This window comes from Nostoc sp. PCC 9305, from assembly GCF_963920915.1.
Lineage (GTDB): Bacteria > Cyanobacteriota > Cyanobacteriia > Cyanobacteriales > Nostocaceae > Nostoc.
Genome location: NZ_CAWUDN010000064.1, coordinates 34,448 through 45,435 on the forward strand (window position 1 = coordinate 34,448; position 10,988 = coordinate 45,435).

8 protein-coding genes are annotated in these 10,988 nt (G+C 43.6%); 5 read left to right on the forward strand and 3 right to left on the reverse strand.

Annotated elements, in window-relative coordinates:
• Window positions 1-196: 196 nt before the first annotated feature.
• From ACM0OX_RS22465 to ACM0OX_RS22475, 3 genes are all read right to left on the reverse strand, one after another.
• Window positions 197-1,294, reverse strand: coding sequence for an iron-containing redox enzyme family protein (locus ACM0OX_RS22465; protein WP_414517198.1), 1,098 nt, complete (start codon window positions 1,292-1,294; stop codon window positions 197-199).
• A gap of 251 nt (window positions 1,295-1,545) precedes the next feature.
• Window positions 1,546-3,384 carry a peptidoglycan D,D-transpeptidase FtsI family protein gene (locus tag ACM0OX_RS22470; protein ID WP_414517200.1) on the reverse strand — a complete coding sequence of 613 codons (1,839 nt, stop codon included), beginning with the start codon at window positions 3,382-3,384 and terminating at the stop codon, window positions 1,546-1,548.
• Window positions 3,385-3,549: 165 nt separating this feature from the next.
• Complete coding sequence (locus tag ACM0OX_RS22475; RefSeq protein WP_414517201.1) at window positions 3,550-4,230, reverse strand: hypothetical protein; 681 nt, start codon at window positions 4,228-4,230, stop codon at window positions 3,550-3,552.
• Window positions 4,231-4,722: 492 nt separating this feature from the next.
• Here ACM0OX_RS22475 and ACM0OX_RS22480 point away from each other — a divergent pair, with 492 nt between their 5' ends.
• The 5 genes from ACM0OX_RS22480 (at window position 4,723) to ligA (ending at window position 10,839) form a co-directional block, all read left to right on the forward strand.
• Complete coding sequence (locus ACM0OX_RS22480; protein ID WP_335199080.1) at window positions 4,723-4,932, forward strand: hypothetical protein; 210 nt, start codon at window positions 4,723-4,725, stop codon at window positions 4,930-4,932.
• 502 nt (window positions 4,933-5,434) lie between these two features.
• A complete protein-coding gene (locus ACM0OX_RS22485) occupies window positions 5,435-5,767 on the forward strand; it encodes a hypothetical protein (protein WP_414517202.1) in 333 nt (110 codons plus the stop codon).
• Window positions 5,768-5,997: 230 nt separating this feature from the next.
• Complete coding sequence (glgB, locus tag ACM0OX_RS22490) at window positions 5,998-8,289, forward strand: 1,4-alpha-glucan branching enzyme (protein ID WP_414517203.1); 2,292 nt, start codon at window positions 5,998-6,000, stop codon at window positions 8,287-8,289.
• A 95-nt stretch (window positions 8,290-8,384) separates the two neighbouring features.
• On the forward strand, window positions 8,385-8,714 hold the full coding sequence (locus ACM0OX_RS22495; protein WP_414517205.1) for a hypothetical protein: 330 nt from the start codon (window positions 8,385-8,387) through the stop codon (window positions 8,712-8,714).
• Window positions 8,715-8,802: 88 nt separating this feature from the next.
• Entirely contained in the window at window positions 8,803-10,839 is a 2,037-nt protein-coding gene (gene ligA / locus ACM0OX_RS22500; RefSeq protein WP_414517206.1) for an NAD-dependent DNA ligase LigA, read from the forward strand.
• The last annotated feature ends 149 nt before the right edge of the window (window positions 10,840-10,988 follow it).

Below are 10,988 nucleotides of genomic sequence, written 5' to 3' on the forward strand. Positions count from 1 at the left end.
AAGGTATAATCAATGTAATAGGAGGTTATTTATTACCTTGTATTAAGGCAATAAAAACTGTTCCTTTAGCAAAGGATTGCTAAAGAAATTTGTTTGCAGGAGAATCAGCAATAAAATGACTTAAAATGTCAAATTAAAATGCTAAGAATAACCTGCTATTTATAATTTTTGGGATTGCTCATAGGAGTAAAGCGGCTTATTTCGCTTCACGTATCGATCGCACAACAGCACTAGCAGCGCGATCGCCCATTTGTTTCTCTTGGTCATAGCCAAGCACGAGTTCCCACGCATCATTGGGATATCGTTCTGCCAAAGACAAAGCTACATCATCTAACATCCAACGACCGTGGCGTTCATCTTCCTTAATGTGTAGTTCCCAATAACCCATCGCCGCCTCTGATAGTTCCAATCGTTGCGCCGCCGCCAGATAGTTTTTATAAGTCGCAGGGCCAGCCACCTCAAAATATGTCAACGCGCCACTGTAACGTAAAAAATAGCGTTTGCGATCGGTAGTCAGAAAATTATGATTATCGCAAGCTAAGACTTCCCAAGGCACTAAATCGAAGTATCCTTCCGGTTCAGTGTTCATTCCAAACTCAGCCAACATTTGAGCAAAAAATGTCGAGTGCTTGCGGGATAAACGACCATTGCCGTACTCTTCTAGTAGTACTCGCACCAGCGTACACTGGATTTCATTAGCAGCACCACCCAATACGTAGCAAAGGCGACTACCTTCCACCAAACCATCAAAGGAACCGATCGCTAGCAAGTGACGATAGCCAGCTTCAGTCATTTCCTCACGAATGTAGCGGCTATTCTCCGACAAAGGCGGATTTAAATCGGCAGATGCACGCTCAATTAAAGCTTGTTTTACATCAAGTTGTTGTAGTGCAGCCACATCGAATTGTACTAGTTCCCACTGTTGCCAAGCAGCTTCAATTTGGTCGCGACAAGAGTGCAAATATAGCGATCGCTCATTGGTATAATGCCGCAAATCGTCGTACCAAAACAGCTTTAGTCGATTAATTCGATAAAGTATCCGTTGGAGAAAACGGTGAGCCTGTTCATCAGAGCGATCGTTTTTATAAGCAGCCTCAATTGCCATAGAGAGTGACTGTTCAAACTCACTAGCTATTGAAGGTTTTGCATTCAATTTATTATCCAAATTTTCCATTGCTAGCAATTCTATAAATTGCTCCTCAGCACGGTCGTATTTGGTAATTGTTCTTTCTTTAGTTTGCGTGCTATTTTTCGCAGCCTCAGTCTTAGGAAATATAACTAAATTGCTTTGCATGGAATCTTCGGTACTTTGGAAAAGTGAGAAATTACTTTCACCTCTAATATCTAAGTTTCCACACCAGTAGCTTTCTGTACCTCTTTCCCTGGTTATAAAGAAAAATTAAGTTTTAAACGAATGAGGCATTGGGCATGGGGATTAGGGGAGAGGGGAGAGGTGACAGGTGATAGGTGATAGGGAATAATCTGTACCCTGTAACCTGTATCCTATTCCCTTCTTGACTCCCTCTGCTCCCCTGCCCCCACTCCCTACGGCACTCCCTTCTGTTCCTCAATTGCCTTACTGGGCGGAATCTGCTCAAGAGGAATAAGTGCTTCGATCACCGACTTCACAATTGGCGCGGCGACAGTAGAACCATAGGCACTTTCTCCTTTTGGCTCATCCACCAGTGCAAACACTACATAGCGAGGAGATTCCACGGGTAAAATAGCCACGAAACTGGTCATTCTCGCACCCTTGATGTATCCGCCATTGGGACTAGCTTTTTGGGCTGTACCAGTTTTACCAGCAATGCGATATCCCGGAATTTGTGCCGGCTTACCGCTACCTTGAGTAACAACAGTTTCCATCATTTCCACAACCTTTTGAGTTGTTGCGGTTGAAAAAATTTGGCGGGGGATGGTGTGAGTGGGTGAATCATGCATCTGTCCTTTGCTATCAATCAACCCGCGAACTACATGGGGTGTAACTAACTTACCGCCATTAGCTAAAGCACCGTGCATTTGCACTAGCTGTAAGGGTGTCATGGAAAAGCCTTGTCCAAAGGAAGTAGTCGCTGCTTCAATTGGCGAAGCGATAAATTCTTCTTGACTTTTGAGGCGTCCGCCGACTTCAAAAGGTAAATCTGTATCAACTTTTTGTCCTAACCCTAAGCGTTCTAACCAGTTGTAGTAAATTGAAGGCTTTAAACGTTGGATAATTTGCACCATGCCAATATTGCTAGAATATTGCAAAATCTGAGCGATGCTGATTCGCCCATTACCATTATTCATCGCATTTTTGATGGTGTAATTAGCGACTCGAATCGAACCAGAGTCATTAAACATATCATCTGGTTTGATGATGCCATTTTCCAGAGCGATCGCCACATTCAAAGGCTTAAAAGTCGATCCCGGTTCATAAAGATCCGCTACTGTCCAGTTTTTAAATAGGGAAATATCAGATTTAGCATATTCATTAGGATTGTAAGTAGGCTGAGAAACAAGGGCGAGTAAGGAACCATCCAATGCATCCATGACAATTACCGCTCCACGTTTGGCGTCAAACTTCTCCATCTGTTGTTTGAGCGCAATCCGAGCAATTCGTTGTAGACGGCTATCGATAGTGAGTTGTAATCGCAAATCGTCAAAATGCAAAAAACCTTCGGGCGCCCGATCCGGCATCAAGACCCCATTTCCCGACCGACTGAGCCGCACCGTTTGCACGGGACGTTCTAACAACTTCTCTTGAGAGTATTCCACACCAGCTTGACCGCGGCGATCGACATTTACATAGCCCACCACATCAGCAACCAAATCGTCTGGCGGGTAAAATCGGGAGTATTTTTGATTCCACTCCAGGCCATTTAAGCGCAAAGAGATGACGCGATCGATAATTTCTTCTGGTAAGGCTGGCGCAAGTATAATTCCGCTTCTTTTGCTTTGAAAAGTTTTCACCAGTTCAGCAGTATCTTTTGCCAAAATTGGGGCAAGTCGCTCTGCCATATCTTCATTAGACTTATCAAACAGCTTGGGATGAGCGTACAAGGTATATACAGGTCGGTCAATAGCCAACAGATCGCTATTGCGATCTACCACTGGGCGACGGGGCATAAAAGGTCGCACATTCACCATTTGCTGGTTGCGTGCATACTCAGTTAACTTTGGCCCCTTGACAATTTGGAGATTATACAAGTTAATAGCCAACCCCAACCCTGATGCCATTAATACGCCCCAAACGATAAACAGTCGGGACTTAGTATTGGATGTTTGGTCTTGCATACTAGAGGCTAATTTTCCTAAAAGCCCTCGTTTCTCACCTTTGTGTCGCCCTGTAAATTTTGGATTCCGAAACTTTCTGAATTTTGTTTTGCTTGGTGACTTCTGCATTGGGTTTGTCCTTTGTCCTCTCTTACAAAGTTCTGATGCCTGCGGCGGGCTACGCCAACGGAGGAAACCTCCGCTCAGACTTTGCGCTTTGTCTGTTGCCTTTTGTGATTAACCAGAAGTCTCAGTCCTAATGACTAATGACAAATGACAAATGACTCTTAGGGATTAGTATCCCAGTGGCGAGAGTGTTTGCGGTTGGGTTTCAGAATTTGGCGTTGTGTTAGGCGATGCTGACTTCGGACTCTGAGATGCTGGCGGCAAGAAAATCATCCCTTCAGGAGTTGGCGATACCAGGCCTGCTGTTGGTTGTTCTGCTTCATTAGCCATTTTATTTTTCAGCGTCGCGTTGGTTGTCGTTAGCAGCCGTTCATGACGTTGGAGGTTTTGCAATCTGCGATATGACTGACCCCAAAGCTCTTGAGAATAGACTGTCCAAGCATAAACAGCAAGTGTCGATGCTACTAACAAGAACGCCACAACTGACGAATAACGATGAAAGGTATACAAGCGCAGCAACCACAAAGGTGCAGTTCCAGAATTAGGCATTGTGGGAAGCCCAAGAAAACCTTCCCCTGGACTTTTTAAGTTCGTATTCAACTGCTCTTTGAGATTTGGTAATTGTTGTCTACCCAACTCTTTCACCGATTTAGCTATAACTGCCTTATTTGTGGGAGAAACCGCTAAATTTTTTGAGGAACGCTGTTGTTTTTGAGACGAGACTGGTGTAGAAGCGCTCCGTGCTGCTGACTCCATAGGCGCAGAGCGTCGCCTTCCTAAAGAAAGGAGAGAGTCTCGCCGGAACCAATTACCCCTTGTAGAAACAGTAGATTTACGAGCAACTACCATAAATTTTTAAATTTTTTTAGATGGAAAATACTGCACTTTAGATTGATTGTCTGTTTTTGCTCAGGTTGAAATCACCTTCTGTGCAACAAGCACACATAACAGACTATACCCTTTTGACTTTTCTGAGAGGTAGCTGTATCAATTTTTGCATCCCCAGATATGCAATGTTTGCAATCAGCGATTAGAAACTGGACAGCTTACCCTTTAGGTATCGCACCTAAAGTATGGCAACGTCACATAGCAAGATGCAATACTCTGTGAAAAAAATAAAATTTTTTGCTATCATAGCTCCATTTGCTAAATAAGTTGGTAATTCTCGTTTTGCTCCTGAGTTAAGAGAAACTAACCAGGATACGTAATTCCAAAAACAATACCCCAAAGGATTGTTTTTTTTAAGTATGTAATCTCGCAGAATTTAAAAAAAGCAATAAATACGGTATCGTATTCAACAGGCGAAAAATTGTTCTAGCCACAATTGGTGAAAGAGGAGTTATGAAAACAAAAATCTTTGGTTTTGCTTTAATGTTAAGTCTGGCTGCAATTCTTGGGGCCTGTGAAGGTGGTGGTGATGGTGGTGGTACTGCTACTCCAGCTGCTACAGGTGAACCAACTGACGCACCTGTTAAAACTACCCCCGCAGCGACTCCCGCAGCGACTCCCGCAGCAACTCCCGCAGCGACTCCCGCAGCGACTCCTAAATAAGGAATCTTAAACTTTAGTTTAAATCGCACCCAGAACTACTTAGTGACAGCATTCCTCACTACATAGCTCGAAATATCGCTCAAATTAATTGGGTTCACGAAAAAGCCTCATTTTTATGCTGGTTTATCAGAGCCTAGAGTTTGCTCAAATATCAACTAAGTAGAGGACACTGGTAAAGAGGGTTATGTCCTCTACCAAGTGTCCTCCTGAAATTCTCACCCGCTCAAACCTTGTTACCAGTCCAAGAAAGTTGAGTCAATCTAAGCTATTTTGTCGGCAGGTACTTCCCTCGTTTGGCATTTTAAATTGCTTATACTACTAAGTTTTGAGAGGGTAAAATAATTTATTGCGATCGCTGGCAATTTCTCAAGAGCATTCCTGTAGTCTATTCCGTATCAGGAAAGACTTGGTAATCTCCCTTGATGTTGCCAGATTTTTATTGGGAAAATTTGGGTATGAGAAAAACAGATTTTCATCCTGCGTTGTGAAGGTAGTTCAGAAGATGAGGAGAGTTAAAACGAGAAAATATATAAAATTACTGAGCTTAATTGTAATTACTGTAACTTCAATTCTTTTAAGTAGCTATTGGAGATCGGCAGCAATAGCATTACCGCCACCAGAAGATACACCAGAAGAAATATTACGGACAAAGATTATTATAGAAGCGCGATCGCCTATTGATGGAAGACTCCTAACAGCTGCCGAGTATATCCAATTGCAAGCCCAGCTGCAAGAAGTCCCGCCACCAAAACTAGACCCCAAAATTCGAGAACAGATTTTCTTGCTTCGCTTACGTAAAACCTTATTGCAGTTTTTTCCATTTTTAAATTTTTGATAAATTTGTCATTTGTCATTCATCCTCTGCCCAATACCCCTCAATAGTGCTGAGGAATGTTAGCGGGTAGCTAACGGAACTGTTTTGCCCTATGCCCAACGCCTCATGCTCAATACCCCATTCTGATGTAGGATAACGGTGGCGACAAAATTGCAAATAAATGTAAAGAATATATATAGATATTAAAAAAGTAGATTTAGTCAATCACGTTATTTCACTTAGGTAGCTTCATGTCCATGACCACGATCGCCCCTGAACAGGTTAACAGCATCGTTTGGAATCAGCATAACGATCCCTTTGAAATACTAGGTTCTCATCCCATAGAACAAGACGGCAAAACTGTCTGGGCTGTGCGGGCCTACCTACCAAATGCAAGTGCAGCATGGGTCGTTCTTCCTGAACAACGCAAGGAATACCCAATGCAAACGGTGCACGATCCTCACTTTTTTGAATGCACCATTGAAACTGCCGAACTGGCAAACTACCAGTTACGGATTAAGGAAGGAGAACATGAGCGTGTCATCTATGACCCTTACGCTTTCCGCTCTCCCCGCTTGACAGATTTTGACTTGCATTTGTTTGGTGAAGGCAACCATCACCGGATATATGAAAAACTGGGAGCGCACCCCACGGAAATAGACGGCGTTAAAGGTGTTTATTTTGCCGTTTGGGCACCTAACGCTCGTAATGTTTCATTGTTGGGAGATTTTAATCTCTGGGATGGGCGTAAAAACCAGATGCGTAAAGGCCCCACCGGAGTTTGGGAATTATTTATTCCTGAAATTGGTGTAGGGGAGTCTTACAAATATGAAATCAAAAATTTTGAAGGACACATTTACGAAAAATCCGATCCCTACGGTTTCCAGCAGGAACCCCGTCCAAAAACGGCATCCATTGTCACTGATTTAGATACTTACAGTTGGACTGATGAAGATTGGATGGAAAAGCGGCGTCGTAGTGACCCGCTGACTCAGCCAGTTTCAGTTTACGAAGTGCATTTAGGCTCTTGGTTACACGCTTCAAGTGCAGAACCAGCTAAACTCCCCAATGGTGAAACGGAACCTGTAGTTGTCGTTTCGGAACTGAAACCGGGCGCACGTTTTCTTACCTATCGGGAACTGGCAGACCGACTCATTCCTTATGTCAAAGAATTAGGATACACCCACATAGAAATGCTACCCATTGCGGAGCATCCCTTTGATGGTTCTTGGGGTTATCAAGTAACTGGTTACTACGCCCCTACCTCGCGTTTTGGCAGACCCGAAGATTTTATGTATTTTGTTGACAAATGTCACCAAAACGATCTAGGGGTAATTGTGGATTGGGTTCCCGGTCACTTCCCCAAAGATGGACATGGTTTAGCTTTCTTTGATGGCAGCCACCTGTACGAACACGCTGACCCCCGTAAAGGCGAACACAAAGGATGGGGTACTTTGGTGTTCAACTACGGTCGCCATGAAGTCAGTAATTTCTTAGCAGCAAATGCCCTCTTCTGGTTCGACAAGTACCACATTGACGGGATTCGTGTCGATGCTGTTGCCTCAATGCTCTACAATGATTATTGCCGCGAACCAGGAGAATGGCTGCCCAACCAGTACGGCGGCAGAGAAAACCTAGAAGCAGCAGATTTTCTGCGTCAGGTAAATCACATTATCTTTAGCTATTTCCCCGGTATTCTCTCAATTGCGGAAGAATCAACTTCCTGGCCAATGGTATCTTGGCCCACCTATACAGGCGGACTGGGCTTTAACTTGAAGTGGAATATGGGCTGGATGCACGATATGCTGGATTACTTCAGCATGGACCCTTGGTTCCGTCAGTTCCACCAAAATAACATCACCTTTAGTATGTGGTACAACCACAGCGAGAACTTCATGCTGGCTCTGTCCCACGATGAAGTGGTGCATGGTAAGAGCAATATCATCGGTAAAATGCCGGGGGATACATGGCAGAAGTTAGCTAATATCCGTTGTTTATTTAGCTATATGTTTACTCACCCAGGCAAGAAAACCATGTTTATGAGCATGGAGTTTGGGCAGTGGAGTGAATGGAATGCTTGGGCTGATTTGGAGTGGCATTTATTGCAACATGAAGCCCACCAACAGTTAAAAACGTTTTTCCGGGAATTGAACCATCTCTACCGTTCTGAGCCAGTTTTGTATACCCAGGATTTTGCTGAACCGGGGTTTGAGTGGATTGACTGTAGCGATAACCGCCATAGTGTAGTTTCCTTTATCCGTCGCGACAAGGATTCTGATGATTTTGCGATCGTGGTTTGTAATTTTACACCACAACCCCATTCTCATTACCGTATCGGTGTACCGCAAAAGGGATTTTATACTGAGTTGTTCAATAGTGATGCACGTCAGTATGGCGGCAGTAATATGGGCAATTTAGGTGGTAAATGGACGGATGATTGGTCTTTGCACAGTCGTCCTTATTCACTGGATTTGTGTTTGCCACCTTTGGGTGTGTTGATTCTGAAGTTGGATAAGAAGAAGACTGCTGAGGTAATTGGATAACAATTTGGGGTGGGGCGATGCCCCATCCTACAGATAATTTCGCCTATTCACAGCTACTCAACCCAGTTCTCTAATAGACTCTGGTGAAATTAAATATGCGTTATTACCCTTGTAGAGATGTAGCAGTGCTACGCCTCTACATTCTTTTATATAGCGATTTATTGACTTGCGATCGCTCTACATTTTTTATCAGTGGAATTATACTTAGTACTCAGGGGAAGCGCACTACTGAAGTTTGCAACGCGATCGCCCTATGCAAGTATTGGGTAGCAGACAATACGGTTCGGTTAAAGGGTAAAGGGGAAAGGGGAAAGGGAAAGGTTTTGAATACATCCTTTCCCCTTTACCCCTTACCCTTTCCCCAGACCAATCCGAACTGTATTGGGGTAGCAGAGGGTGTGGGGGATTTGGTAAAACTTATTTAGCTTTAGATATGGCTCAAAAGCCAAAATTTTGTATAGTACAAATGTATGATTTGTTAGCCCTAATCCTAGATATTTTATAAGAATTCTCATGACACAGATTAAACCTCAAGTAAAGCGCACAGAAGAACTGCGCCAGTTATTGCAACAAGCAAGCTATGCTTATTACGTCTTAGATACTCCCATCATGGAGGATGCAGTCTATGACCAGCTATATCGAGAATTGCAACAACTGGAAACTCAATATCCAGAATTGACAGCACCCGATAGTCCGACTCAGCGGGTGGGTGAAAGACCGGCAACACAGTTTACCTCGGTGCGGCACAATATCCCCTTGTACAGTCTGGAGAATGCATTCAATATTGATGAGTTACAAGCATGGGATCAGCGTTGGCGGCGACAAGTACCGAAAATAGATTCAGTGGAATATGTCAGTGAACTTAAAATTGATGGTTCTGCTTTGGCTCTTACTTACCAAGATGGCATTCTAGTTAGAGGCACAACTAGGGGTGATGGGGTGACGGGTGAAGATATCACCCAAAATGTGCGGACAATTCGCTCAATTCCCTTACGTTTGAATTTTGAAGGGTTAGAAATTTTAGAAAGGGTAGAAGTGCGAGGTGAGGCGTTTTTGCCGTTGGAAGTGTTTAAACAAATCAACGAGGAAAGGCAAAAAGCCAGCGAGCAATTATTTGCTAATCCCCGTAATGCCGCAGCTGGTACACTCAGGCAATTAGACTCCCGCATTGTGGCTAAACGGCGGTTAGATTTCTTTGGCTACACCTTGCACATTCCTGGTAGGGATGACACCAGTATTGCTAATACCCAATGGGAAGCGTTGGAGTTGTTGGAAAAGATGGGTTTTCGAGTCAACCCCAACCACAAACTTTGTGCCTCGATCGCAGAAGTGGCAAAATATTATGAATATTGGGATACGGAACGGCTGAATTTACCCTACATGACTGATGGGGTAGTGGTGAAGTTGAATTCTTTTAAACTTCAGGAACAGCTAGGGTTTACCCAGAAATTCCCCCGTTGGGCGATCGCTTTAAAGTATCCAGCCGAAGAAGCGCCTACGCGTGTGGAAAATATTGCTGTAAATGTTGGGAGAACAGGGGCATTAACGCCATTAGCAGAGATGCGCCCGGTGCAACTAGCAGGAACAACAGTTTCCCGCGCGACTTTACATAATAGCGATCGCATTAATCAATTAGATATTCGCATTGGTGATACTGTCATTGTCCGCAAAGCTGGAGAAATCATTCCAGAAGTGCTGAGGGTAATCAAAGAACTCCGTCCCGCTGACACCGAACCCTTCGTTATGCCCACCCATTGCCCAGTTTGCGGCCAATTGGTGGTGCGAGAATCCGGTGAGGCGGTGACTCGGTGCATTAATGCTTGTTGTCCAGCGATTCTTAAAGGTTCCATTGAACATTGGGTAAGTCGTGATGCCTTAGATATTAAAGGTATGGGCGAAAAGCTGGTATATCAACTCGTTGATAAAGATTTGGTGGATTGTGTTGCCGATTTATATGAGTTGACAGCAGAGAAGTTATCTGCATTGGAGAGGATGGGTAAAAAGTCGGCAGAGAAGTTGATAGATGCGATCGCTCAATCAAAAAATCAACCTTGGTCAAGGGTATTGTATGGTTTAGGCATCCGTCACGTTGGCAGTGTAAATGCTCAATTATTGACTCAAAAATACTTCACTGTAGACCAGTTAGCGACAGCAAAGCAATCAGATATTGAAGGAATTTACGGTATTGGTGCTGAAATTGCCCAATCAGTGTACCAGTGGTTTCGGATTGACGCCAACCAAAGGTTAATAGAACGCCTACAAGCAGAAGGATTGCAATTAACTGCCGCTGAGGAAACAAAAACAGTTGGTGATGGTAATCAAAAGTTTGCAGGTAAAACTTTTGTAATTACAGGTACATTGCCAACCTTAAAGCGAGATGAAGCGAAGGCTTTAATTCAAAAAGCTGGTGGAAAAGTGACTGATTCAATAAGTAAAAAAACAGATTATTTAGTTTTAGGAGAAGATGCCGGTTCCAAGTTAGAAAAAGCAATTTCATTGGGAATTACGCAGTTAAGCGAGGCACAATTGTTGGAGATGCTTAAAGATTGAAATCAGGTAAAAGCCTGGAATGCTATATATTTCGTGAACGAATCCAGGCAATTAACCCATACTTATCAATCAGCCCAAAATCATGACCGCTACAACTAGTACAGCACGGCGGAAATAAGCCAAGTATTAGATGGCCAAGACTTTACCCT